Genomic DNA, 23,363 nt, shown 5'->3' on the forward strand with positions numbered 1-23,363 from the left:
ACACCTCCATCCTTTACCAAATATAGCAGATAACTTCTCCACCCAAACCTTCACTGCGTGCTTGTCTGTCAGGCATGATGCCTTTGGAGGTAGATATCACAGCAACGCCCAAGCCTCCTAAAACCTTAGGAATCTGGTCTTTTTTTGCATAAACTCTTAAACCGGGACGACTGATACGTTTCAAACCGGTAATGACTCTTTCCCGGTTAGGGCCGTACTTGAGGTATAATCTCAAGACCCCCTGTTTATTGTCATCAATATATTCATAATCCTTGATAAAGCCTTCCTGTTTCAGCAGTTCGGCCAGAGCCTTCTTGATGCTTGAAGCAGGGATTTCTACTTTATCGTGGTAAACCATCCCGGCATTCCGGATCCGTGTCAGGAAATCGGCAATAGGATCTGATGTTGTTGACACTTTTATTTCCCCCTTTCTCCAATAATGCTTACCAACTAGCCTTCGTTACACCAGGCAGTTCGCCTTTATAAGCCAGTTCTCTGAAGCATATCCTGCATATTCCAAATTTCCTCATATAAGCATGCGGGCGGCCACATATTTTGCAGCGGTTATGCACACGTACAGAATATTTTGGTTGGTGACGAACAATCATCGACGTCTTGGCCATATCTTAAGCCTCCTTCATATCTAGTCCTTAAACGGCATTCTGAATGCTTTAAGCAGCTCTTTTGCTTCTTCATCCGTATTGGCCGTTGTTACAAAGACGATATCCATACCTCTAATTTTATCAATTTTGTCAAAGTTAATTTCCGGGAAAATGAGCTGCTCTTTAATGCCGAGGGTATAATTGCCTCTGCCGTCAAATGCCTTGGCGGATACTCCCTGAAAATCTCTGACACGAGGAAGCGCTACGTTCAGCAGCCTGTCAACAAACTCATACATCCGGTCACCTCTTAAAGTAACCTTCACGCCAATCGGCATGCCTGCACGAAGCTTAAATGCTGCGATCGACTTCTTCGCCCGTGTTACGACCGGTTTCTGACCCGTAATCGTCATGAGATCATCTACAGCGGAATCAATGGCTTTCGGATTTTGAATCGCTTCTCCCAAACCTATATTGATAACCACTTTTTCCAAACGCGGTGTTTGCATAATATTCTTATAATCAAATTTTTTCTGCAGAGCCGGGGTTATCTCATTTTTATAATAATCTCTTAAGCGAGCCACCAGAGTACCTCCCTTCCAGAATTACTTCTTATTTTCTTCCGGCAAATTGTGTCCGCAATTCTTGCAGACTCTAACTTTACCTTCTCCAGTAATCTTAACACTCTTCCTGGTGACAGAATTACATTCTGTGCAAAACAGCATCACATTGGAGCTGTGAATCGGAGCTTCTTTATCGACAATTCCACCTTGGGGCATATCTTTGGTCGGTTTCTGATGTTTCTTTACAACGTTGACCTTCTCGACCACAACTCTGCCCTTCTGGGTTAGAACTTCAAGAACCTTGCCTTTTTTTCCGGCGTCCTTGCCGGTTATCACCATGACCATATCGCCTTTTCTGACGTTTACTTTTGTTCTTTCGGCGGACATTATTTATTCACCTCCGTCCGGTTTTTTCTATAGTACTTCCGGTGCCAGCGAAACGATTTTCATGTAATCTTTTTCTCTGAGTTCACGGGCAACAGGTCCAAAAATACGCGTTCCTTTCGGACTCTTGTCATCTTTGATAATAACTGCCGCATTTTCGGAGAATCGAATATATGAACCGTCTGGTCTTTTAATTTCTTTGGTAGTACGGACAACAACAGCTTTGACAACATCACCTTTTTTGACAACGCCGCCTGGTGTTGCTTCTTTAACCGCAGCAACGATGATATCACCAATTGATGCGTAACGACGTTTAGAACCACCCAACACACGGATACATAAAAGTTTTTTTGCTCCGGTATTATCTCCCACTTTAAGGGTTGATTCAGCCTGAATCATTGGGCGGAACCTCCTTTCTTAGCTGCTTGATATTTCCTTGGCTTAGAGAATAACCGCTTTTTCAACAACTTTGACCAGTCTCCAGTTCTTTTCTTTGCTTAACGGTCTGGTCTCCATAATCAGGACGGTATCCCCTAGTCTAGCCTCGTTATTCTCATCATGCGCCTTATATTTTTTGGTAACCTTTACTGTTTTATGATAGATTGGATGTTTTTTTCTGGTTTCAATTGCAACAACAATCGTTTTATCCATTTTATCGCTGACAACTTTGCCATATTGCGTTTTGCGCATTGTTCTTTCCAATGTTTTTGCCTCCTTTCCTACCTTAAGCACGTTTGAGCTCGCGCTCACGGAGAATGGTTTTGCCTCTCGCGATCCCTTTACGGACCTCTTTGATCCGCATCGGGTTATCAAGTTGTCCGGTAGCTAATTGGAAACGCAAATTGAATAATTCCGTTTTGAGCCCGTCAATCTGTTTCAGGAGCTCTTCATCGGTCATATCAGGGAAATTCTTATTCTTCGCCATCTGCGCCACCTCCAACCTGTTCTTCAGCCTGATCCTCTTTGCGGACAAACTTGCATTTAATCGGAAGTTTATGAGCTGCGAGCCTTAACGCTTCGCGGGCAACTTCCTCAGAAACACCGGCCAGTTCAAACATGACTCTGTTGGGTTTGATAACAGCAATCCAGTATTCCGGAGTACCTTTACCACTACCCATTCTGGTCTCAGCCGGTTTTGCAGTTATCGGCCTGTCAGGAAAGATATTTATCCATACTTTACCGCCACGCTTAATGTAACGGGTCATTGCAATACGAGCTGCCTCAATCTGCCGGTTGGTAACCCAGGCATTCTCGAGCGCCATAAGTCCATATTCACCGTAAACTACTTTAGTACCTCTCTGAGCCTTTCCTTTAAGGCTCGGACGATGTTGTTTACGATGCTTCACCCTGGTTGGTACTAACATTTTATAATCCTCCTTCCTCCTGAACGGACTTCTTGGTCGGAAGAACTTCTCCACGGTAAATCCATACTTTTACGCCGATTTTACCATACGTTGTATTGGCTTCGGAAAATCCGTAGTCAATGTCTGCGCGCAGCGTATGAAGAGGAACTTTTCCCTCGTTATACCATTCTGTACGGGCAATTTCAGCTCCACCCAGACGTCCGCTGCATGAAATCTTGATCCCTTGGGCGCCTGCACGCATGGTGCGGCCTACGGTCTGTTTCATCGCTCTCCGGAAGGAAATACGTTTTTCAAGTTGCTGAGCGACACTGTCAGCCACCAGCTTGGCATCCAGTTCAGGCTTTTTAATTTCAACAATATTAACTGCAACCTGTTTGCCGGTCATTGTTTCTAATGCCTTGCGCAGGTTCTCGACTTCAGCGCCACCGCGGCCAATTACGATCCCGGGTTTTGCGGCATGAACAGATACTTTGACCCGGTTTGCAGCGCGCTCTATTTCAACTTTAGGAACTCCGGCTTGTTGGAGTTTGTTGGTTACAAATTTACGGATTTTTAAGTCTTCGTGGAGGAGCTCCCTGTAGTTCTTATCAGCATACCAACGGCCTTCCCACGAACGGATAATGCCAATACGAAGACCTTTGGGGTTAACTTTTTGACCCATGCTTTGCCTATTCCTCCTTCTTATTCCCGACGACAACGGTAATGTGACTGGTCCGTTTGCGGATCCTGTCAGCTCTTCCTTGCGCCCGAGGCATGATACGCTTTAAGGTTGGTCCTTGATCAACGAATACTTTGGTAACATACAGATCATCCGGACTCATTTCCAGGTTGTGTTCCGCGTTTGCTACTGCTGACTTCAGCACCTTGCCAACCGGTTCAGCAGATATATTCGGCGTAAATTTCAAGATCGCCATCGCTTCTTCAACTTTCTTACCGCGAATCAGATCTACAACCAGGCGCACCTTGCGAGGAGAGATACGGATAAATTTAGCAACTGCTTTTGTTTCCATTTTTCTTTACCTCCTCTCAACTAGCGTAAGCCGCTCGATTTTTCACTTCCGGCATGTCCTTTGAAAGTCCGGGTCAGTGCAAATTCACCAAGTTTATGCCCAACCATATCTTCTGTAATATAAACAGGTACATGCTTGCGTCCGTCATGGACGGCAATCGTATGACCAATCATCTGCGGGAAAATGGTGGATCGTCTGGACCAAGTCTTCAATACTCTCTTCTCGCCGTTTTTATTCATATCTTCCACCCGTTCTAACAAACGAGCGCTGACATAAGGTCCCTTTTTTAGAGATCTGCCCATTATGAGGTCTCCTTTCGCTTACTTCTTATCTCTACGCTTGACAATGAACTTATTGCTTTGGTTCTTCTTTTTCCTGGTCTTGGCGCCAAGGGCGGGTTTACCCCAAGGAGTGACAGGATTACGTCCAATCGGGTTACGTCCTTCACCACCGCCGTGGGGGTGATCACACGGGTTCATGACTGAACCACGGACTGTCGGACGAATCCCAAGCCAACGGGATCTTCCGGCTTTACCGATCGTCACGTTTTCATAATCCAAGTTCCCGACCTGGCCAATCGTGGCCCGGCACTCGATGTGGATCATTCTCATTTCTCCCGACGGGAGTCTGAGCGTTGCATAACTGCCTTCTTTGGCCATCAACTGAGCTGATCCACCAGCTGAACGGACTAACTGGCCGCCTTTGCCGGGTTTCATCTCAATATTATGAATCAGTGTTCCGACCGGAATATTCTTAAGCTTTAACGTATTGCCGACTTTAATATCGGCCTGTTCGCCGCTTACAATTTCCTGGCCCACCTTAAGTCCATTGGGAGCAATAATGTAACTTTTAAAGCCGTCAGCATAGTTCAGAAGAGCGATGTTAGCAGAACGGTTCGGATCATATTCAATGCTAGCAACCTTGGCAGGAACGCCATCTTTGATTCTTTTAAAATCTATCAGACGATAACGTCTCTTATGACCGCCGCCTTGGTGACGGACTGTCAAACGTCCTGTATTATTCCTTCCAGCCTTCTTGCGCAGGGGGGCGATAAGGGAACGTTCAGGCTCATTCCTGGTAATCTCATCGAAATTCAGTACAGTCATCTGTCTGCGTCCCGGAGATGTTGGTTTGTACGATCTAATTGGCATTTTTTTCTACCTCCTTTGCCTTAAAACTACAGACCTGCAAATCCTTCAATTTTGTCGCCGGCCTTCAGGGTTACGATAGCTTTCTTCCTGGTAGGTGTCATGCCCGAATAACGGCCCTGGCGTTTTTCTTTTCCTTTAACCTTCATGGTGCGAACGTCATCAACTTTAACTTTGAACATTTTCTCTACAGCTGATTTGATTTCAATCTTATTAGCTGCAGTGCTAACCCAGAAGGAGTATTTGTTTTCCTCTACCAATCCGACCGATTTTTCAGAAATGACCGGTCGAATCAGCACGTCACGAGCATCACGCATTGCTCAGCACCTCCTCAGTCCTCATCACAGCTGCCTTGGTAAATACCACAAAATCATATTTTAAAAGATCTATAACATTTAAGGCATCTGCTCTTGAGGTAAGCACTCCCTGAATGTTGCGCGCAGAGACCAGAACGTTATTATCGTCATTGTTCTCGACAACGAGAAGCGCTTTTTTATCAATTTTCAGAGCTTCCAGAAGTTTAACCATTTCTTTGGTTTTTGGCTGCTCAAAGCTGATTTGATCAACTACGATCAGACTGTTGTCAATCACTTTGCTGGAAAGTGCCGAGCACAGAGCCAGTCTCTTGACTTTCTTAGGAAGCTTTTTACTATAGTCTCTTGGTTTTGGTCCAAATACGATGCCGCCGCCTCTCCAGAGCGGTGAACGGATCGTGCCGGCTCTGGCCCGACCTGTTCCTTTTTGTTTCCAAGGCTTGCGACCACCGCCTCTGACTTCGCTCCGACCTAATGTAGAATGGGTGCCGACTCTGGCGTTGGCCAGCTGGGCTACAACAGCGGAATGCATAACATGGGTATTAGGCTCTATTCCAAATATCGTCTCATTTAATTCCATTTCTCCAACCGGAGATCCTTGCATATTTACAACCTGTACCTTAGGCATTGCTTTATCCTCCTTTCCTCACGGATTATTTCGCTTTAACCGATTCTTTCAGTATCAGCAGGCTTTTTTTAGCACCAGGTACGCATCCTCGAATAAGGATGTAGTTTTTATCAGTATCAACCCTTACAACTTCAAGGTTTTGAACCGTAACTCTTTCTCCGCCCATCCGTCCAGGTAAATTTCTTCCCTTGAAAACACGAGCCGGCCCTTTCGCGCCCATGGAACCTGTACGATGATGATATTTTGATCCATGACCCATGGGTCCGCGGCGGGCTCCATGACGCTTATGCATACCAGCAAAGCCCTTACCTTTGGAAGTTCCGACTACATCAACTTTGTCACCGGCTGCGAAGATATCTGCTTTGATTTCCTGACCAACTTCAAAGGAATCTGCCTCAGCAGTTCTAAATTCCTTGATGAAGCGCATGAATTTGACACCGGATTTTTTGAAATGACCTTTTTCAGGTTTAGTTGCAAGATTTTCTCTTTTCTCATCAAAACCAACCTGAATTGCATTATAACCGTCTGAAGCTTCAGTTTTTTTCTGCAGGACATAACAAGGACCGGCCTGAACAACAGTCACCGGAATCACTTTTCCATCTTCTGCAAAAATTTGGGTCATACCCACTTTTTTACCCAGAATTCCTCTAGACACGACGCCACCTCCTGTACACTTTGAAGTGCACCGTCTGAAACGGGGCACGAGAGTGTAATCAATTAATATATTATATGCGTTTAGCAACACTTACCCCAAAGGCGTTCCACACCTCCGGGTGTTTCGTGTCACAAACATATCTATTCTACCACATATTCTAAAAAAACGCCAGCCTCTAATTATAATTTAATTTCGATATCTACACCGGAAGGCAGATCCAGTCTCATCAGTGCATCCACTGTTTTCGAGGTAGGATCAATAATATCGATCAATCTCTTGTGCGTTCTCATTTCAAACTGTTCACGGGAATCCTTGTTGACATGCGGAGAACGTAAAATAGTGTAAATACTCTTTTCGGTCGGAAGGGGTATTGGCCCATTGACGCTCGCACCGGTTCTTTTCGCAGTATCAACAATTCTTTCTGCCGACTGATCAAGCGTTTTGTGGTCAAAGGCCTTCAGCCGAATTCTAATCTTTTGGTTCATTTCTTTACCTCCTAAATATATCGCCTGTTAAACAGGACTATTGGCGCAAAAATTCCCTGCCTTACGGCGGAGTCACCGAAGACAGCAACCTTTTGCGTAGAGAGTTTATCAGGGAAGCTGTGCAGACAATCTCTGGCAGCTTCCCTTAATATCAGCAGCTAATTATTCGACAACTTTGGCTACAACGCCGGACCCAACAGTACGTCCGCCTTCACGGATAGCGAAGCGGAGTCCCTCTTCCATAGCAATGGGGGTGATCAATTCGCACTCGATGGATACGCGGTCACCAGGCATAATCATTTCTGTGCCTTCTGGGAGTTTGATTACACCAGTAACGTCGGTTGTTCTGAAGTAGAACTGAGGACGGTAGTTGTTGAAGAACGGCGTATGACGTCCGCCTTCTTCTTTACTCAGAATGTAAACTTCACCGCTAAACTTCGTATGCGGTTTAATACTTCCTGGTTTAGCCAGAACCTGTCCGCGCTCAATGTCTTTGCGCTCAACACCACGCAGCAGAGCGCCGATATTGTCACCGGCCTGAGCCTGATCGAGCAGTTTACGGAACATTTCAACGCCTGTGCAAACACTCTTACGCGGTTTTTCAGAAAGACCAACGATTTCAATTTCATCGCCGACTTTAAGGACACCACGCTCTACACGGCCGGTAGCAACAGTACCACGACCAGTGATCGTGAAGACATCTTCTACAGGCATCAGGAACGGTTTGTCTACAGCACGTTCCGGTTGAGGAATATAGCTGTCAACAGCATCCATCAGATTCCAGATTTTGCCGCACCATTCGCAGTCTCTCTGTCCGCATCCGCACTCCAGAGCTTTGAGTCCGGAGCCGGGAATAACAGGGATATCATCGCCGGGAAATTCATATTCACTTAACAGCTCACGAACTTCCATTTCAACCAGTTCGAGAAGTTCAGGATCATCAACCATGTCAACTTTGTTCAGCCATACAACGATGTAAGGCACACCTACCTGACGGGCAAGAAGGATGTGTTCACGCGTCTGAGGCATCGGGCCGTCAGCAGCGGATACAACCAGGATGGCACCGTCCATCTGAGCAGCACCGGTGATCATGTTTTTAACATAGTCAGCATGGCCTGGGCAGTCAACGTGCGCATAGTGACGGTTTGCCGTTTCATACTCAACGTGAGCTGTAGAAATCGTAATTCCGCGTTCACGCTCTTCAGGCGCTTTGTCGATCTGATCAAATGCAGTTGCAACAGCACCGCCGACCTTGGACAAAACAAATGTAATCGCAGCAGTCGTTGTCGTTTTACCATGGTCAACGTGGCCAATTGTACCTACGTTAACGTGCGGCTTGGAACGGTCAAATTTTTGTTTACCCATTTAAGTTTCACTCCTTAAAAAAATTTAAAATGTTATTTTTTGCAGTTAATTTCTATAATTAAGCCCCCTGCCGCTTGGCAATGATGCCTTCGGCAATATTTTTGGGCACTTCCTCATAATGATCAAACTGCATTGAATATACGCCCCTGCCCTGAGTACGGGAACGGAGCTCTGTAGCATAACCGAACATCTCTGAAAGCGGCACAAAGCCGCGGATAATCTGGGCACCCGAACGAGCTTCCATACCTTCGATTCTGCCTCGGCGCGAGTTCAAATCTCCGATGACATCGCCCATATATTCTTCCGGCACGGTGACTTCCACCTTCATCATCGGCTCCAGAATTGCGGGGTCTGCTTTCGCAGCCGCTGCTTTGAAAGCCATTGAACCGGCAATTTTGAAGGCCATTTCAGAGGAGTCGACATCATGGTAGGATCCGTCAACGACGGTCGCCTTGATATCCAGAACCGGATATCCGGCCAGGATACCATTTTGAAGGGCTTCTTCGATACCAGCACCGATCGGCGATATATATTCTTTAGGAATAACGCCACCGACAATCTTGCTTTCAAATACAAAGCCAGTGCCCTGTTCGAGCGGTTCGAATTGAACCCAGCAGTGACCATACTGTCCACGTCCACCAGACTGCCGAACATATTTTCCTTCTGCTTTGACATGCTTGCGGATCGTTTCCTTATAGGCTACCTGTGGACGACCCACATTACAGTCCACTTTAAACTCTCGCATCAACCTGTCAACAATGATTTCCAGGTGAAGTTCTCCCATCCCTGAAATAATGGTTTGTCCGGTTTCTTCATCCGTACGCATCTTAAAGGTAGGATCTTCTTCAGCAAGCTTTGCGAGTGATCCGCCAAGCTTTTCCTGGTCAGCCTTTGTTTTAGGTTCAATTGCAATATGAATAACCGGTTCGGGGAATACCATCGATTCGAGAATAACGCGGTTCTTTTCATCGCATAACGTATCCCCTGTGCTGACATCTTTGATGCCGACAGCTGCAGCGATATCCCCAGCGCGGATTTCATCGACATCTTCGCGGTGATTGGCGTGCATCCGAAGAATACGGCCAATTCTTTCCTTCTTGCCCTTGGTCGAGTTCGTGATATAGGAACCCGCACTGAGCGTTCCGGAATAAACGCGGAAGAAGGTCAATTTTCCAACATAAGGATCCGACATAATTTTAAATGCCAATGCTGAAAAAGGTGCGTTGTCATCGGAATGACGGACGTCTTCCTCACCGGTATCCGGATTGACACCCTGGATAGCCGGCACATCAAGAGGCGACGGCATATAATCGACGACAGCATCAAGCAAAGGCTGAACCCCTTTGTTCTTAAAGGATGATCCGCATAAAACCGGAATGAATTTTAAGCTAATCGTGCCTTTGCGGATCGCCTGCTTGATTTCCTGTTCGGAGATCTCTGCGCCCTCCAGATATTTCATCATCAATTCTTCATCGACATCTGAGACAGCTTCCAGTAATTTCTCACGGTATTCCTGCGCCAATTCCATCAGGTCTGCAGGAATATCGGAAACATCACTTGCTGTGCCGAGGTCATCTGTGTATACTGTTGCTTTCATGGTAACCAAATCCACAATCCCGCTAAATTTGTCTTCAGTTCCAATCGGAAGCTGAATAGGAACAGGATTTGATCCCAGGCGGTCAACAATCATGGAAACTCCACGGAAAAAATCCGCACCGACTCTGTCCATCTTATTTATATAAGCGATACGAGGTACACCGTATTTGTCGGCCTGGCGCCAAACTGTTTCCGACTGAGGCTCAACACCGCCAACTGAACAGAACACCGCTACAGCGCCGTCCAGTACACGCAGAGAGCGCTCGACCTCAACGGTAAAATCAACGTGCCCGGGTGTGTCGATGATATTAACATTGTGCCCTTTCCATTGACAGGTGGTAGCTGCAGAAGTAATGGTAATCCCACGCTCCTGCTCCTGAACCATCCAATCCATCGTGGCAGCACCATCATGCACTTCACCGATTTTATGAACACGGCCAGTGTAAAATAAGATGCGCTCTGTGGTTGTGGTCTTTCCAGCATCAATATGCGCCATGATGCCGATATTCCGAGTTTTCTCCAAGGGAACTTGCCTTGCCACTTATTATCAGCCTTTCTATCCAGATAAATAAACTCTAAAGTAACCCCAAGCTAATCATTGTGATTACCAGCGATAATGAGCAAAAGCCTTGTTTGCTTCGGCCATTTTATGGGTATCTTCTTTTTTCTTATAAGAACCGCCAGTATTGTTGGCAGCATCCATTAGCTCTCCGGCCAGTTTTTCCTGCATGGTTTTTTCTCCCCTTTTACGGGCATACTCAACCAGCCAACGGAGGCCTAGGGTCAGACGACGGTCCACACGTACTTCGATCGGCACCTGATAGTTAGCACCACCGACTCTGCGTGCTTTGACTTCTAATACAGGCATAACATTTTTTAATGCCGTCTCAAATACTTCGATCGGATCTTTGCCGGTCTTATCTTGAATAATCTGAAAGGCATTATAGCAATTCGATTCAGCAACACCTTTTTTGCCGTCAAGCATAATCTGGTTAATAAATTTTGTAACGGTCTTATTCTTATAGATTGGATCCGGCAGGATCTCTCTTTTCGCAATATAACCTTTTCTGGGCAACTGTATTCCTCCTTTCTAAAAACACTGCAATAAAATTAGAGTGCAGCCAAAATATAACATATTTTAGGCTACGATACTTATACATTATTTTTTCTTAGGTCTCTTGGCCCCATACTTGGAACGAGCCTGACTACGGTTTTGAACACCGGTTGTATCCAATGCCCCACGAACGATATGATAACGTACGCCCGGAAGATCCTTAACACGGCCTCCACGAACCAGAACTACGGAGTGTTCCTGAAGGTTGTGGCCGATTCCAGGAATATACGTGGTTATTTCAATGCCATTGGTCAGGCGGACACGGGCTACCTTTCTCAGAGCAGAATTCGGTTTTTTAGGTGTTGTGGTATACACTCTCGTACATACCCCTCTCTTTTGCGGAGAACCACCCGAAGGAAAATCCTTGCGTTTCAGTGAATTATGTCCCCATTGCAGAGCAGGAGCGGTCGATTTTGCAATAACCTTTTCTCTCCCTTTGCGGATAAGCTGATGAATTGTCGGCATAACTGCACCTCCTTCCTGTAATAATTATTCTACAAAAATCAGATGGTTTTTGGCAACCAAGAAAGCTGTTTATAGGAACCCTAGTCATTCAGAATGGCTGCGACTGCAGCACCCACTTTAATACCACAGGCTTTACCCAATTCAGTCATCGTAGGAACTTCCTTGATTTCAATTTGTCTGACAGCACACATCTCCAGGATCGGGCGAAGAAGCTTTTGATCTGCATCCTTGGCAAGATAAATACTGCCGACTTCGCCTTTCTCCAGCGCCCGGCTGGTTTGTTTAAAACCAACCACAACTCTTTGCGTTTTTTTTATAGATTCATCAAGCATTTTAAAATGCTCTCCTCCCCTATCCTAAAATCAGACTATATTATTTTAGCAGTCACCTATATTCGTGTCAAGAATACAATTATGCTAGTACCTTGTTAACTCTGAAATTGTAATATAATGGTGAGCAGATTTCTTGTAAGACAAGACGGAGGATTGAGGCATACTAGCGTATACCGATTGATGACAACGCAGTATTACAAGAAATCTGCCGCCAGGATATACAAGATTTAGGGTTGACATGGTACTACACTTCAGTCCTGGACTGAAGTGCCCCGCTGTCTGTGACTTTCAGGGTGCGGTATTTGGACATCCCGGTACCGGCAGGGATTAGTTTTCCGATGATGACATTCTCTTTCAGGCCAATCAACGGATCGACTTTTCCTTTAATAGCAGCTTCCGTGAGTACTCTGGTTGTCTCCTGGAAGGATGCTGCCGAGAGGAAGGAATCGGTAGCGAGAGAAGCCTTGGTAATTCCGAGCAGAACCGGACGGCATTCAGCAGGTTCTCCGCCTTCCTGCAAGACTTTCGCGTTTTCCTCCTCAAACTCGAAGATATCGATCAGTCCGCCGGGTAGAAGGCTGGTGTCTCCGGCTTCTTCTATCTTAACTTTTCTGAGCATCTGCCGGACCATCACCTCGATATGCTTGTCATTGATATCAACGCCCTGCAGACGGTATACCCGCTGCACTTCTCCGAGCAGATAGACCTGTACACCGATTATTCCCTTAATCTTCAGCGTATCATGAGGATTAATGCTGCCTTCAGTCAATTCGTCACCAGGGGAAATGACCTGGCCATTCTTGACTTTGAGGCGGGAACCAAACGGTATGGTATAGATTCCTTGTTCCCCGGTTTCGCTCGTGACTTCCACTTCTCTGCGGCCTTTGACTTCTCTGATCGTAATTGTGCCACTGATTTCGGAGATAATCGCCTGGCCTTTGGGCTTGCGTGCTTCAAACAGTTCCTCTACCCTCGGCAGACCCTGAGTAATGTCGTCTCCGGCAACACCACCGGTGTGGAAAGTACGCATCGTAAGCTGGGTTCCAGGTTCACCGATAGATTGGGCAGCGATAATGCCGACTGCTTCACCGATTTCAACCTGACGTCCGGTGGCAAGGTTTCTGCCGTAGCATTTCTTGCAAACGCCGTAACGGGTCTTACAGTTCAGCACGGACCTTATCTCAACTTTGTCATAAACATCAGCAATCGCTTTAGCTTGTTCTTCACTGATTTCGTAATCGGGAGAAGCCAGCAGTTCGCCTGTTTCAGGATGACGGATCTCTCTTACCAGGAAGCGTCCTACCAGACGTTCTTCCAGTTTTTCGATCATTTCACTGCCTTCCTTGATGTCTTCGACCATAATGCCTTTATCGGAGCCGCAATCATCCTCCCGGACAATGACATCCTGGGATACATCGACGAGTCTGCGGGTCAGATACCCGGAGTCGGCAGTTCTGAGTGCGGTGTCAGCCAAACCTTTACGCGCACCGTGCGAAGAGATAAAGTACTCCAACACAGTCAGGCCTTCACGGAAGTTGGCTTTAATAGGCAGTTCAATCGTTCGGCCTGACGGGTCTGCCATCAGTCCGCGCATCCCTGCCAGCTGACGCAGCTGCTGAATATTACCACGCGCTCCGGAATTGGCCATCATATAAACCGGATTAAACTTATCCAGTGATTCCATCAAAGCTTTCGTTACGGAATCATTGGCTTTAGTCCAGATTTCGATAACAAGGATCTTGCGCTCTTCATCGGTAATGAGACCGCGTCGGTACTGCTGTTCGGTCTTGGCAACAGCAATATCCGCCTCGGCCAGAATCGTTCTCTTGACTTCGGGAACCTGGATATCGTCAATACCGACCGTGACTCCGGCTCGTGTCGAAAACTTAAAGCCTAGATTTTTTATTCCGTCCAGCAATAAGGCTGTCTTCTCGTAACCGCAAAAACGGTAAGTCTTGGCAACAATTTTATCTAAAGACTTCTTAGTGACCATTTCGTTTATATAACCGGCTTCTTCAGGAATAACGGTATTGAAAATGAGTCTTCCTGTCGTTGTCTCCAGAAGTTCTCCATCCTTGCGCACCTTGATCAAGGCTTGAAGATGGACAGCTTTGGAATTGTACGCCAGAACCGCTTCATCCAGATCCTTGAAGATCTTGCCTTCACCAAGGGCTCCAGGTCTTTCCATTGTCAGATAGTAGCAGCCCAGAACCATATCTTTGGTTGGTGAAGCTACCGGGCGTCCGTCTTTCGGGTTCAGGATATTGTGCGCGGACAGCATCAGCAGCCGAGCTTCAGACTGGGCCTCAGCGGAAAGCGGCACGTGAACCGCCATCTGGTCCCCATCGAAGTCGGCATTGTAAGCCGTACAAACGAGCGGGTGAATCTGCAGGGCCTTACCTTCGACAAGGATAGGCTCAAAAGCCTGAATTCCAAGTCTGTGCAGCGTTGGGGCACGGTTCAGAAGCACTGGATGCTCAGCAATGACTTTTTCCAGGACATCCCATACTTCCGGTCTTACCCTTTCCACCATTCGCTTGGCGCTTTTAATATTATGAGCATAACCCTCATTAACTAAGTTTTTCATCACGAAAGGTTTAAACAGCTCAATCGCCATCTCTTTCGGCAACCCGCACTGGGAAAGCTTCAGTGTCGGCCCTACAACGATAACAGAACGTCCGGAATAGTCAACACGTTTTCCTAAAAGGTTCTGACGGAATCTTCCCTGCTTACCTTTCAGCATATCACTCAACGATTTTAGCGGCCTGTTGCCAGGTCCGGTAACCGGCCGTCCGCGACGGCCATTGTCAATCAGTGCGTCAACAGCTTCTTGAAGCATTCTTTTTTCGTTCCGGACAATAATATCCGGAGCGCCAAGGTCAAGAAGCTTTTTCAGCCTGTTATTTCTATTAATAACCCTGCGGTACAGATCATTCAGGTCGGAGGTTGCAAACCTTCCGCCATCCAGCTGAACCATCGGCCGCAGTTCTGGCGGAATAACCGGGATCGCATCAAGAACCATCCATTCCGGACTGTTTCCGGACTGTTTAAATGCTTCGACAACTTCCAGCCGTCTGATCGCCCTGATTTTTCGCTGACCGGACACTTCCTTAAGCTCGGTGCGAAGTTCTTCGTTCAGTTTATCTAGATCAATCTCGGCCAATAACGCCTTGATGGCCTCAGCACCCATCTCTGCCTTGAAGCCACTGCCGTATTTTTCCCTGGCCTCCCGGTATTCTGTCTCGGTAAGAAGCTGTTTTTTCATCAGGGAGGTATCCTTTGGATCAACAACGATATACGCGACAAAATATAGAACTTTTTCCAGAGAACGCGGTGACATGTCCAGCAGAAGCCCCATTCTGCTCGGAATCCCTTTGAAGTACCAGATATGGGAAACCGGCGCAGCCAGCTCAATATGTCCCATTCTCTCGCGGCGGACTTTAGACCTCGTTACTTCAACACCGCATCGGTCACAAATAATGCCTTTATAACGGACTCTCTTATATTTACCGCAGTGGCACTCCCAGTCACGGGTAGGGCCAAATATTTTTTCACAGAAAAGACCTTCTCTTTCGGGCTTTAAGGTGCGGTAATTAATGGTTTCAGGTTTTTTTACTTCCCCATAGGACCATTTGCGGATCATCTCCGGAGAAGCCAACCCGATACGCATCCTCTCAAAATTATTCACATCAAGCACGGTATTCTCTCCTTTCGCCCATCAAGCTTTCTCGATCTAAACGGACACTTTACTTGTAATCTGGATCAAAATCGTCATCCATGTTGTCGCTGAAATCATTGTCCAGATCATTAACAAGATCATTACCAAGGTCAGACTCGGGAACACTCAGGACAGGGAAATCTTCAGTTTTGTCATTCAAATCGCCATCCAAATCTTCATCAAGAGTCTCATCTTCATTATCATAGCCAATGCCGCTTTCGTCATTGGCATCAATCACGGAATACTGATCATCCATTCCCAGTTCATGGGCAACTTCTGTGACATCATCATCCAGATCCTTAATTTCAATTTCCTGATCTTCTTCCGAAAGTACGGAAACATCAAGTCCAAGGCTCTGCAATTCCTTGATGAGTACCTTAAACGATTCTGGCACGCCCGGCTCAGGAATATTCTCACCTTTGACAATTGCTTCATAGGTCTTGACCCTACCTACCACATCATCGGATTTAACGGTAAGTATCTCCTGCAGCGTAAACGATGCACCATAAGCTTCAAGTGCCCAAACTTCCATCTCTCCGAAGCGTTGACCGCCGAACTGCGCTTTACCGCCGAGCGGCTGCTGGGTGACCAGCGAGTACGGACCTGTAGAACGGGCATGGATCTTGTCATCAACAAGATGGTGAAGTTTCAGCATATACATGTAGCCAACAGTAACTTCATTATCAAAAGGCTCACCGGTACGGCCGTCATAAAGAACGGATTTTCCATGTCCGGGAAGTCCGGCCTTTCTCAAGGTATCAAAGACATCATCTTCTCTGGCTCCGTCAAAAACCGGTGTGGCAATATACATGCCCAGTGCTTTCGCCGCCCAACCAAGATGGGTCTCCAGAACCTGTCCGATATTCATACGAGATGGAACACCGAGCGGATTCAGAACGATTTCAATCGGCGTGCCGTCCGGCATGAAAGGCATATCCTCCTGGCGCATAATTCTGGAAATAACCCCTTTGTTTCCGTGTCTTCCAGCCATTTTATCGCCGACGGATATCTTACGTTTCTGGGCAATATAGACTCTTACGAGTTGGTTGACCCCAGGGGCCAGTTCATCGCCGTTCTCGCGCTTAAATACTTTAACATCAACAACTTTTCCGGCCTCGCCATGCGGAACACGTAAAGAAGTATCCCTGACTTCTCTGGCTTTCTCACCAAAGATTGCTCTTAGCAGGCGTTCTTCAGCCGTAAGCTCTGTTTCCCCTTTCGGAGTAACCTTGCCCACTAAGATATCTCCAGGGCGCACTTCGGCACCGATCCGGATAATACCACGTTCGTCAAGATCTTTCAAAACATCTTCTCCGACGTTTGGAATATCTCTGGTAATCTCTTCAGGCCCAAGTTTGGTATCCCGGGCATCTGCTTCGTATTCCTCAATATGAATGGACGTAAAATAATCTTCTTTCACCAGCTTCTCGCTGATCAGAATAGCATCCTCATAGTTGTATCCTTCCCAGGGCATAAACGCTACCAGAACGTTTCGCCCGAGGGCAAGTTCTCCGTTATCTGTTGACGGGCCGTCGGCAATTACCTGACCAGCATCGATTCTCTGGCCTTTGACAACAATCGGTTTCTGATTGATACAGGTTCCCTGGTTGCTGCGCGTGTATTTCAAAAGTCTATTCCGGGTTGTTGTACCGTCATTGTTTTGAATGATGATCTCATCGGAAGTAACCCGTAAAGCAGTTCCTTCTTTTGGAGAAACCAGACAAACACCGGAATCAACAGCAGCCTTATACTCCATGCCGGTGCCAATATACGGTGCATCTGTTCTGAGTAGAGGCACAGCCTGACGCTGCATGTTGGAACCCATCAGAGCACGGTTAGCATCGTCATGCTCGAGGAATGGAATCAAGGCGGTCGCAATCGATACCATCTGCTTCGGCGAAACGTCCATATACTGAATGTTTACCGGCGGAACCAGGACGAAATCTTCACCGTGGCGCGCTTCGATCTTTTCGCTTAAAAACTCCCCATTTTCACCAACAGCGGCATTGGCCTGGGCAATAATATATTTTTCCTCTTCATCAGCTGTTAAGTAATGGATCTCATCCGTCACTTTGCCATTTTCTACTTTGCGGTAAGGTGCCTCAATAAAGCCATACTCATTAATGCGTCCATATGTGCTGAGTGAACCAATCAAACCAATGTTCGGACCCTCAGGCGTTTCAATCGGGCACATCCGGCCATAGTGGGAATGATGCACGTCACGCACTTCAAATCCGGCTCTCTCTCTGCTTAAACCACCAGGTCCCAGCGCGCTGAGACGGCGTTTATGCGTAAGCTCGGCCAGCGGATTGGTCTGGTCCATAAACTGTGATAACTGGCTGCTTCCAAAAAACTCTTTAATTGCGGCCACGACTGGACGTATATTGATCAGCACCTGAGGTGTAATCCCCTCAATGTCCTGAATCGTCATTCTCTCTCTCACCACTCTCTCCATACGGGAGAGACCGATTCTGAACTGATTCTGAAGAAGCTCGCCAACCGAACGCAAACGTCTGTTGCCAAGGTGATCAATATCATCAATATGTCCTTCACCATTAATTATTTTAAGCATCCGAGAAATCGATGCGATGATGTCCTCGGATGTTAAATGCCGTATGTTCTTGGGAATATCCAGACCCAGTTTGTTGTTCAGCTTATAACGGCCTACTTTTGCCAGATCATATCTTCTGGGATCAAAGAACAAGGATTCCAGAAGACTGCGGGCACTCTCCACCGTAGGCGGTTCTCCAGGACGAAGACGTTTATAAATCTCAACCAGCGCTTCTTCCGTTGATTCCGTATTGTCTCTTTCCAGCGTAATTTTAACGTTCTCATTGTCATCGAACGCTTCGAGGATCCGGCCATTGGTTGAATAGCCAAGGGCTCTGACCAGTACAGTAGCCGGTAGTTTACGGGTTCTGTCAACCCGGACAAAAATATTATCATTAATATCTGTCTCAAATTCCAGCCAGGCACCACGGTTCGGAATAATTGTTGCGCCGTAAAGCTTTTTACCGCTGGTGTCGATTGTTTCAGAATAATAAACGCCGGGCGATCTTACCAACTGACTGACAATAACACGTTCCGCACCATTAATAATGAAGGTGCCTTTATCGGTCATCAGGGGAAAGTCCCCCATGAACACTTCCTGCTCCTTAACCTCTCCTGTTTCCTTATTAATAAGGCGTACTTTGACTCTGAGAGGCGCTGCAAACGTAACGTCACGTTCTTTGCATTCCTCGACCTCATATTTTGGATCGCCGAGGCTGTAGTCTATGAATTCCAAAACCAGATTTCCGGTAAAATCCTGAATCGGGGAAATGTCGCGAAACATTTCGCGAAGCCCTTCCTTCAGAAACCACTCGTAGGAATTCTGTTGAATTTCGATTAAGTTGGGCATATCCAGAACTTCCCGAAGCCTCGCATAACTTGCCCGTTCTCTTGTTCCAACTTTGATAGGATTCACCATGCCGTTTCACCCTTCCAGTGTTTTTTCCTGATCGTTCCAACAGAAAACTAGATAATCAAGAAATAATTATAATTGTTTGCGAATACCTTAATACAAATATCCATTACTATCCAAACACCAAAAAGCAAAGAGCAGATAGGCATAAACAACCAAAAGCAAGGCTTTTTGGGAAAAAACCTCGCTTCAATGTTTATGGAGCTGCCTCACATGAGATGCAATACATCCACACTATTATCTCCCAACTTTATTGGTTTGTCTTAGCTTAAGATCACAGTGACAGTTATTAATCCTAACAAGTATACCGATATTTGTCAAGTATATTTTATTTACTAATCATCATCCCTGTAACATTTTTCTGACATTAAAGGTTAAATATCTATTATTATATATTAAATTCCAAAAAGTTAAAGGCATTTAGATATTTTTTGCCTGTTTCTACTCAATATTCCATTAGCCTGGTTCAGAACACATTTGACATCCATGAGCACCCGGCATCAAATAAAAACTGAACCGGCTTAAGCATGGCCGGTTCAGTCTGCGGTACATTTTTCGTTTAGATTATTTTACGTCTACGCCGGCACCAGCTTCAACAAGTTTAGCTTTGATGGCTTCAGCTTCTTCTTTGGTAATTTTTTCTTTGACAGATTTCGGTGCGCCGTCAACAAGATCTTTAGCTTCTTTTAAGCCCAGGCCAGTGATTTCACGGACAACTTTGATGACGTTGATCTTTGCAGCACCAGCGCTGGTCAGGATAACATCAAATTCTGTTTGCTCTTCAGCAACAGGAGCAGCAGCGCCAGCTGCCGGGGCAGCCATAACAGCTGCGGGAGCAGCAGCGCTTACACCAAACTCTTCTTCGAAAGCTTTAACGAGCTCAGCAAGCTCAAGAACGGTCATACCTTTTACGGCTTCTAAAATTTCAGCAGTTTTGGACATTAGAATATCCTCCTTAAAATAATTCACATATTTTTCATTTTTGTTTTGACCATCATTAGATCTGTTAACATCCGGCACCGTCCAAACCTTCGTGTCAGATGTTGGATAGTCCCAGAGTCTGCGCATGCATCGGGCCTCGGGCATCGAATCCCGTGCCTCGACTATGCCTGGGCTTCTTTAAGTTTACGAACTTCTTCCAAAGCATAACCAAATTTGCGGATAGGCCCTTGCAGAACATTGACCATTCCTTGAAGCGGGCCTTGCATTCCAGCAAGTACCTGGGAAAGAAGAACTTCTCTGGACGGAAGATTTGCGAGATCTTTTACTTTTTCAGCGTTAATGACCTTGCCGTCAAGAACCCCGGCCTTAATGGTCAGGCTCTTGTTTTTCTTGCTGAATTCACTGAGAATCTTCGCAGGAGCAACAGGATCTGTAGAAAAGGCTAAAGCAGTAGGACCTTCCAGAAATTCATCCAAACCGGTAATCCCGATTTCATCTGCAGCCCGGCGAACCATTGTATTTTTCAATACGCGGTATTCAATACCAGCCTGGCGCAGTTCCACTCTCAAATTGGTCACCTGCGATACCGTCAGACCTCTGTAGTCTGCCAGAATCACTCCGTTTGCACCTTCAAACTTCTGTTTGATATCTTCAACAACTTTTTGCTTCTCTTCAAAATTTGGCATACACACACCTCCTTCCGAACGCACACTGTCGTATGCGTTTCGTTGCCATCCATGGCTGTCAATAAACAAGCCTCTGCTGGGCGCAGAGGCAAGATTATTAATGTCTTTCATGTCTTCAAAAGACGATCTTGTCTCCACCTCGGCAGGATATTAAGCTTAATAAAGCGCCTGCTTTCTACAGCGGAAAATGTTATAATTTTTTTCAGTCAAGTCGGTATATCTCAGCCCTTAAAAAGTCTTTAGACAATTTTCAAAGGATTGATTTTCACTCCTGGTCCCATGGTGGAAGATACCGTTACGCTACGGACATACTGTCCTTTGGCAGCTGCAGGTTTTGCTTTTGTGACAACTTCGGCAATGGTCTTGTAGTTGTCCATCAGCTTATCCTGATCAAAAGAAACCTTGCCGATCGGTACATGGATAATACCGGCTTTATCAGCCCTGTATTCCACTTTACCGGCTTTAATTTCTTTAACTGCTCTTTCGACATCAAACGATACAGTTCCGGTCTTCGGGTTCGGCATGAGGCCCTTAGGTCCCAAAAGCTTACCCAGCTTACCGACAGTACCCATCATATCCGGTGTCGCTACAGCAACGTCAAAACCAAACCAGCCCTGTTGGATTTTCTCAACCATTTCTTCAGCTCCGACAAAATCAGCGCCGGCAGCTTCGGCTTCTTTGGCTTTGTCTCCCTTGGCAAAAACAAGTACACTTAAAGTTTTGCCTGTTCCATGTGGAAGAACAACCGCTCCGCGGATCTGCTGATCAGCATGGCGGGTATCGATTCCTAATTTGAAAGCAACTTCAACTGTCTCATCAAATTTTGCTTTGGCATTGGTTTTTACAACACCAATTGCTTCGGCCGGCTCAAACACAGCCTGATTATCAAATGCTTTTAAAGCATCAAGGTATTTCTTACCTCTTTTTGGCATCTTTCTTTAACCTCCTTGTGGTCTTCGGGCCAAACCCTCCCACATTGTTCAACGGAATCAAACAATATCGATCCCCATACTGCGTGCAGTACCTTCGACCATACGCATTGCAGCTTCAATGCTTGCTGCATTTAAGTCTTTCATCTTTTGTTCAGCAATTTCCCTAACCTGATCTTTGGTCACTTTTGCAACCTTTTGCTTGTTCGGAACAGCGGAACCAGACGGAATGTTGGCTGCCTTCTTAAGCAATACGGATGCCGGCGGAGTCTTCAGAACAAAAGTAAAGGAACGGTCTTCATAAATCGTAATCTCTGCAGGAATGATCAGTCCAGCCTGATCCTTTGTTCTTTCATTGTATTCTTTACAGAAGCCCATGATATTAACACCGTGCTGACCCAAAGCAGGACCAACCGGAGGTGCCGGATTTGCCTTACCTGCGGTGATTGCCAATTTTACCAGCCCAATAACTTTCTTTGCCATAATTACACCTCCTTGCTGTGGAATATCTATTTAGTCAAGCTTTTCCACTTGCCCAAACTCGAGTTCGACCGGCGTCTCTCTCCCAAACATGGAAACCGAGACCCTGACTTTTTGCTTTTCTTCGAGGACTTCTTTCACAACACCAATAAAGTCTTTGAACGGACCGGAAATGACCCGGACAGACTGCCCGACAACAACGTCAATCTTGGTGCGGATTTTCTCGAGTCCCATTTGGCGTAAAATAACAGCGACCTCTTGATCCAGAAGCGGAATCGGTTTGCTGCCACTTCCTACAAACCCGGTCACCCCAGGTGTATTGCGGACCACATACCAAGAGTCGTCAGTCATGTCCATCTCCACTAGAACGTAACCTGGAAACACCTTGCGTTTGGAGATTTTTTTCTTGCCGTTTTTTATTTCGATCTCGTCTTCCATAGGAACTAAAACGCGAAAAATTTTATCCTCCATATTCATGGATTCCACGCGTTTTTCCAGATTTGTTTTCACCTTGTTCTCATATCCGGAATAAGTGTGAATAACATACCAGTTCTTCGTCATTAACCGAAAGCCTCCTAAGAAAGATTCATCCAATTGTTAAATGAATTGTTAAATACCAAGCAGGTTGGTCATTGCGTACGTCAGGCCACTGTCTACAATCCAAATCAACAAAGCAACAATTGCCACAGAAACAAGCACGACACCAGTATACGTCAGCAACGTCTGACGAGTCGGCCAATGTACTTTTTTCAGCTCAAGCCCAACCTCACGAAAAAAAGCAAACCGTTTTCCGGGGTTCTTAAACCTATTAAGAAAGCCGCCTTTTGCACCTGTGGTATCTGCTTTCTTTGCCACTGCCATATCTTCACATCCTTAACGGAATATTCTTCCGGTTCGTACTATTTTGTTTCCTTATGAACAGTATGAGCTTTGCAAGTTCTGCAATATTTTTTAATCTCTATACGATCTGGGTCATTTTTCTTATTCTTATTGGACTGATAATTTCTGTTTTTGCACTCAGTACAAGCCAATGTAATTGCAACACGCATTCGGAACACCCCCCCGGCAATGGCATTAAACTGCATATTTTACAAGTCGCACAGAATAATTTAACACAATAATA

The 23,363-nt window shown here is 46.0% G+C and carries 30 protein-coding genes and 1 other annotated feature; all 30 genes read right to left on the reverse strand.

The features are described 5' to 3' along the window. Window positions 1-13: 13 nt before the first annotated feature. The 30 genes from rpsH to rpmG all read right to left on the reverse strand — a co-directional run bounded on the left by rpsH (window position 14) and on the right by rpmG (window position 23,289). Window positions 14-415, reverse strand: a complete 402-nt coding sequence (rpsH, locus tag DHBDCA_RS09085) for a 30S ribosomal protein S8 (RefSeq protein WP_015043928.1) — start codon at window positions 413-415, stop codon at window positions 14-16. Between the two features lie 28 nt (window positions 416-443). Beyond that, entirely contained in the window at window positions 444-623 is a 180-nt protein-coding gene (locus DHBDCA_RS09090) for a type Z 30S ribosomal protein S14 (protein ID WP_015043929.1), read from the reverse strand. A gap of 20 nt (window positions 624-643) precedes the next feature. Further along, complete coding sequence (gene rplE, locus DHBDCA_RS09095) at window positions 644-1,183, reverse strand: 50S ribosomal protein L5 (RefSeq protein WP_015043930.1); 540 nt, start codon at window positions 1,181-1,183, stop codon at window positions 644-646. Between the two features lie 21 nt (window positions 1,184-1,204). Beyond that, window positions 1,205-1,549 carry a 50S ribosomal protein L24 gene (gene rplX / locus DHBDCA_RS09100; RefSeq protein WP_015043931.1) on the reverse strand — a complete coding sequence of 115 codons (345 nt, stop codon included), beginning with the start codon at window positions 1,547-1,549 and terminating at the stop codon, window positions 1,205-1,207. A gap of 27 nt (window positions 1,550-1,576) precedes the next feature. Next, a complete protein-coding gene (gene rplN / locus DHBDCA_RS09105) occupies window positions 1,577-1,945 on the reverse strand; it encodes a 50S ribosomal protein L14 (protein ID WP_015043932.1) in 369 nt (122 codons plus the stop codon). A gap of 42 nt (window positions 1,946-1,987) precedes the next feature. After that, window positions 1,988-2,248 carry a 30S ribosomal protein S17 gene (rpsQ, locus tag DHBDCA_RS09110; protein WP_015043933.1) on the reverse strand — a complete coding sequence of 87 codons (261 nt, stop codon included), beginning with the start codon at window positions 2,246-2,248 and terminating at the stop codon, window positions 1,988-1,990. A gap of 22 nt (window positions 2,249-2,270) precedes the next feature. Continuing rightward, complete coding sequence (rpmC, locus tag DHBDCA_RS09115) at window positions 2,271-2,471, reverse strand: 50S ribosomal protein L29 (protein ID WP_015043934.1); 201 nt, start codon at window positions 2,469-2,471, stop codon at window positions 2,271-2,273. After that, on the reverse strand, window positions 2,458-2,910 hold the full coding sequence (gene rplP, locus DHBDCA_RS09120) for a 50S ribosomal protein L16 (RefSeq protein WP_019225212.1): 453 nt from the start codon (window positions 2,908-2,910) through the stop codon (window positions 2,458-2,460). Before rplP ends, rpmC begins: the two co-directional genes overlap by 14 nt. A gap of 1 nt (window position 2,911) precedes the next feature. Beyond that, window positions 2,912-3,571: a 30S ribosomal protein S3 gene (gene rpsC, locus DHBDCA_RS09125; RefSeq protein ID WP_015043936.1), complete on the reverse strand. Its 660-nt coding sequence runs from the start codon at window positions 3,569-3,571 to the stop codon at window positions 2,912-2,914. Window positions 3,572-3,578: 7 nt separating this feature from the next. Further along, window positions 3,579-3,920, reverse strand: coding sequence for a 50S ribosomal protein L22 (gene rplV, locus DHBDCA_RS09130; RefSeq protein WP_015043937.1), 342 nt, complete (start codon window positions 3,918-3,920; stop codon window positions 3,579-3,581). A gap of 20 nt (window positions 3,921-3,940) precedes the next feature. Beyond that, window positions 3,941-4,222 carry a 30S ribosomal protein S19 gene (rpsS, locus tag DHBDCA_RS09135; RefSeq protein WP_015043938.1) on the reverse strand — a complete coding sequence of 94 codons (282 nt, stop codon included), beginning with the start codon at window positions 4,220-4,222 and terminating at the stop codon, window positions 3,941-3,943. 18 nt (window positions 4,223-4,240) lie between these two features. After that, complete coding sequence (gene rplB / locus DHBDCA_RS09140) at window positions 4,241-5,071, reverse strand: 50S ribosomal protein L2 (protein WP_015043939.1); 831 nt, start codon at window positions 5,069-5,071, stop codon at window positions 4,241-4,243. 26 nt (window positions 5,072-5,097) lie between these two features. Further along, entirely contained in the window at window positions 5,098-5,385 is a 288-nt protein-coding gene (rplW, locus tag DHBDCA_RS09145) for a 50S ribosomal protein L23 (RefSeq protein WP_015043940.1), read from the reverse strand. After that, window positions 5,378-6,010 carry a 50S ribosomal protein L4 gene (rplD, locus tag DHBDCA_RS09150; protein WP_015043941.1) on the reverse strand — a complete coding sequence of 211 codons (633 nt, stop codon included), beginning with the start codon at window positions 6,008-6,010 and terminating at the stop codon, window positions 5,378-5,380. Before rplD ends, rplW begins: the two co-directional genes overlap by 8 nt. Window positions 6,011-6,035: 25 nt before the next feature. After that, complete coding sequence (gene rplC / locus DHBDCA_RS09155; RefSeq protein WP_015043942.1) at window positions 6,036-6,665, reverse strand: 50S ribosomal protein L3; 630 nt, start codon at window positions 6,663-6,665, stop codon at window positions 6,036-6,038. A gap of 179 nt (window positions 6,666-6,844) precedes the next feature. Beyond that, window positions 6,845-7,150, reverse strand: coding sequence for a 30S ribosomal protein S10 (gene rpsJ / locus DHBDCA_RS09160; protein WP_015043943.1), 306 nt, complete (start codon window positions 7,148-7,150; stop codon window positions 6,845-6,847). A 162-nt stretch (window positions 7,151-7,312) separates the two neighbouring features. Next, window positions 7,313-8,515: an elongation factor Tu gene (gene tuf / locus DHBDCA_RS09165; RefSeq protein WP_015043944.1), complete on the reverse strand. Its 1,203-nt coding sequence runs from the start codon at window positions 8,513-8,515 to the stop codon at window positions 7,313-7,315. A 58-nt stretch (window positions 8,516-8,573) separates the two neighbouring features. Continuing rightward, window positions 8,574-10,652, reverse strand: coding sequence for an elongation factor G (fusA, locus tag DHBDCA_RS09170; RefSeq protein ID WP_015043945.1), 2,079 nt, complete (start codon window positions 10,650-10,652; stop codon window positions 8,574-8,576). Window positions 10,653-10,715: 63 nt separating this feature from the next. Then, window positions 10,716-11,186 (reverse strand): 30S ribosomal protein S7, encoded by a 471-nt coding sequence (gene rpsG / locus DHBDCA_RS09175; protein ID WP_015043946.1) that lies wholly within the window; start codon window positions 11,184-11,186, stop codon window positions 10,716-10,718. A gap of 84 nt (window positions 11,187-11,270) precedes the next feature. Further along, window positions 11,271-11,690: a 30S ribosomal protein S12 gene (rpsL, locus tag DHBDCA_RS09180; protein ID WP_015043947.1), complete on the reverse strand. Its 420-nt coding sequence runs from the start codon at window positions 11,688-11,690 to the stop codon at window positions 11,271-11,273. 80 nt (window positions 11,691-11,770) lie between these two features. Further along, window positions 11,771-12,022, reverse strand: coding sequence for a L7Ae/L30e/S12e/Gadd45 family ribosomal protein (locus DHBDCA_RS09185; protein ID WP_015043948.1), 252 nt, complete (start codon window positions 12,020-12,022; stop codon window positions 11,771-11,773). 244 nt (window positions 12,023-12,266) lie between these two features. Continuing rightward, complete coding sequence (gene rpoC / locus DHBDCA_RS09190) at window positions 12,267-15,719, reverse strand: DNA-directed RNA polymerase subunit beta' (RefSeq protein WP_015043949.1); 3,453 nt, start codon at window positions 15,717-15,719, stop codon at window positions 12,267-12,269. 49 nt (window positions 15,720-15,768) lie between these two features. Next, window positions 15,769-19,209 (reverse strand): DNA-directed RNA polymerase subunit beta, encoded by a 3,441-nt coding sequence (gene rpoB / locus DHBDCA_RS09195; RefSeq protein ID WP_015043950.1) that lies wholly within the window; start codon window positions 19,207-19,209, stop codon window positions 15,769-15,771. 558 nt (window positions 19,210-19,767) lie between these two features. Beyond that, on the reverse strand, window positions 19,768-20,145 hold the full coding sequence (rplL, locus tag DHBDCA_RS09200) for a 50S ribosomal protein L7/L12 (RefSeq protein WP_034377915.1): 378 nt from the start codon (window positions 20,143-20,145) through the stop codon (window positions 19,768-19,770). Window positions 20,146-20,306: 161 nt separating this feature from the next. After that, on the reverse strand, window positions 20,307-20,831 hold the full coding sequence (gene rplJ / locus DHBDCA_RS09205; RefSeq protein ID WP_015043952.1) for a 50S ribosomal protein L10: 525 nt from the start codon (window positions 20,829-20,831) through the stop codon (window positions 20,307-20,309). 54 nt (window positions 20,832-20,885) lie between these two features. After that, window positions 20,886-21,030: a sequence feature (ribosomal protein L10 leader region), on the reverse strand. 40 nt (window positions 21,031-21,070) lie between these two features. Continuing rightward, on the reverse strand, window positions 21,071-21,763 hold the full coding sequence (gene rplA, locus DHBDCA_RS09210) for a 50S ribosomal protein L1 (RefSeq protein WP_015043953.1): 693 nt from the start codon (window positions 21,761-21,763) through the stop codon (window positions 21,071-21,073). Between the two features lie 57 nt (window positions 21,764-21,820). Beyond that, entirely contained in the window at window positions 21,821-22,243 is a 423-nt protein-coding gene (rplK, locus tag DHBDCA_RS09215) for a 50S ribosomal protein L11 (protein ID WP_015043954.1), read from the reverse strand. 30 nt (window positions 22,244-22,273) lie between these two features. After that, on the reverse strand, window positions 22,274-22,801 hold the full coding sequence (nusG, locus tag DHBDCA_RS09220) for a transcription termination/antitermination protein NusG (protein WP_015043955.1): 528 nt from the start codon (window positions 22,799-22,801) through the stop codon (window positions 22,274-22,276). Between the two features lie 48 nt (window positions 22,802-22,849). Beyond that, window positions 22,850-23,101, reverse strand: a complete 252-nt coding sequence (secE, locus tag DHBDCA_RS09225) for a preprotein translocase subunit SecE (RefSeq protein ID WP_015043956.1) — start codon at window positions 23,099-23,101, stop codon at window positions 22,850-22,852. Window positions 23,102-23,139: 38 nt separating this feature from the next. Then, complete coding sequence (gene rpmG / locus DHBDCA_RS09230) at window positions 23,140-23,289, reverse strand: 50S ribosomal protein L33 (protein ID WP_015043957.1); 150 nt, start codon at window positions 23,287-23,289, stop codon at window positions 23,140-23,142. Between the last annotated feature and the right edge of the window lie 74 nt (window positions 23,290-23,363).

The sequence above is a fragment of the Dehalobacter sp. DCA genome, from assembly GCF_000305775.1.
GTDB classification, from domain to species: domain Bacteria; phylum Bacillota; class Desulfitobacteriia; order Desulfitobacteriales; family Syntrophobotulaceae; genus Dehalobacter; species Dehalobacter alkaniphilus.

Coding starts and splice junctions, on each gene's coding strand:
- rplN (WP_015043932.1), bottom strand. CDS start 1,945: ATGATTCAGGCTGAATCAACCCTTAAAGTGGGAGATAATACCGGAGCA.
- rplD (WP_015043941.1), bottom strand. CDS start 6,010: ATGCCTAAGGTACAGGTTGTAAATATGCAAGGATCTCCGGTTGGAGAA.
- rplB (WP_015043939.1), bottom strand. CDS start 5,071: ATGCCAATTAGATCGTACAAACCAACATCTCCGGGACGCAGACAGATG.
- rplW (WP_015043940.1), bottom strand. CDS start 5,385: ATGCGTGATGCTCGTGACGTGCTGATTCGACCGGTCATTTCTGAAAAA.
- rplV (WP_015043937.1), bottom strand. CDS start 3,920: ATGGAAACAAAAGCAGTTGCTAAATTTATCCGTATCTCTCCTCGCAAG.
- nusG (WP_015043955.1), bottom strand. CDS start 22,801: ATGACGAAGAACTGGTATGTTATTCACACTTATTCCGGATATGAGAAC.
- rpsC (WP_015043936.1), bottom strand. CDS start 3,571: ATGGGTCAAAAAGTTAACCCCAAAGGTCTTCGTATTGGCATTATCCGT.
- rpsL (WP_015043947.1), bottom strand. CDS start 11,690: ATGCCGACAATTCATCAGCTTATCCGCAAAGGGAGAGAAAAGGTTATT.
- rpoB (WP_015043950.1), bottom strand. CDS start 19,209: ATGGTGAATCCTATCAAAGTTGGAACAAGAGAACGGGCAAGTTATGCG.
- DHBDCA_RS09090 (WP_015043929.1), bottom strand. CDS start 623: ATGGCCAAGACGTCGATGATTGTTCGTCACCAACCAAAATATTCTGTA.
- rplJ (WP_015043952.1), bottom strand. CDS start 20,831: ATGCCAAATTTTGAAGAGAAGCAAAAAGTTGTTGAAGATATCAAACAG.
- DHBDCA_RS09185 (WP_015043948.1), bottom strand. CDS start 12,022: ATGCTTGATGAATCTATAAAAAAAACGCAAAGAGTTGTGGTTGGTTTT.
- rpmG (WP_015043957.1), bottom strand. CDS start 23,289: ATGCGTGTTGCAATTACATTGGCTTGTACTGAGTGCAAAAACAGAAAT.
- secE (WP_015043956.1), bottom strand. CDS start 23,101: ATGGCAGTGGCAAAGAAAGCAGATACCACAGGTGCAAAAGGCGGCTTT.
- rplP (WP_019225212.1), bottom strand. CDS start 2,910: ATGTTAGTACCAACCAGGGTGAAGCATCGTAAACAACATCGTCCGAGC.
- rplL (WP_034377915.1), bottom strand. CDS start 20,145: ATGTCCAAAACTGCTGAAATTTTAGAAGCCGTAAAAGGTATGACCGTT.
- rplK (WP_015043954.1), bottom strand. CDS start 22,243: ATGGCAAAGAAAGTTATTGGGCTGGTAAAATTGGCAATCACCGCAGGT.
- rplA (WP_015043953.1), bottom strand. CDS start 21,763: ATGCCAAAAAGAGGTAAGAAATACCTTGATGCTTTAAAAGCATTTGAT.
- rpsS (WP_015043938.1), bottom strand. CDS start 4,222: ATGGGCAGATCTCTAAAAAAGGGACCTTATGTCAGCGCTCGTTTGTTA.
- rpsJ (WP_015043943.1), bottom strand. CDS start 7,150: ATGAACCAAAAGATTAGAATTCGGCTGAAGGCCTTTGACCACAAAACG.
- rpmC (WP_015043934.1), bottom strand. CDS start 2,471: ATGGCGAAGAATAAGAATTTCCCTGATATGACCGATGAAGAGCTCCTG.
- rplX (WP_015043931.1), bottom strand. CDS start 1,549: ATGTCCGCCGAAAGAACAAAAGTAAACGTCAGAAAAGGCGATATGGTC.
- tuf (WP_015043944.1), bottom strand. CDS start 8,515: ATGGGTAAACAAAAATTTGACCGTTCCAAGCCGCACGTTAACGTAGGT.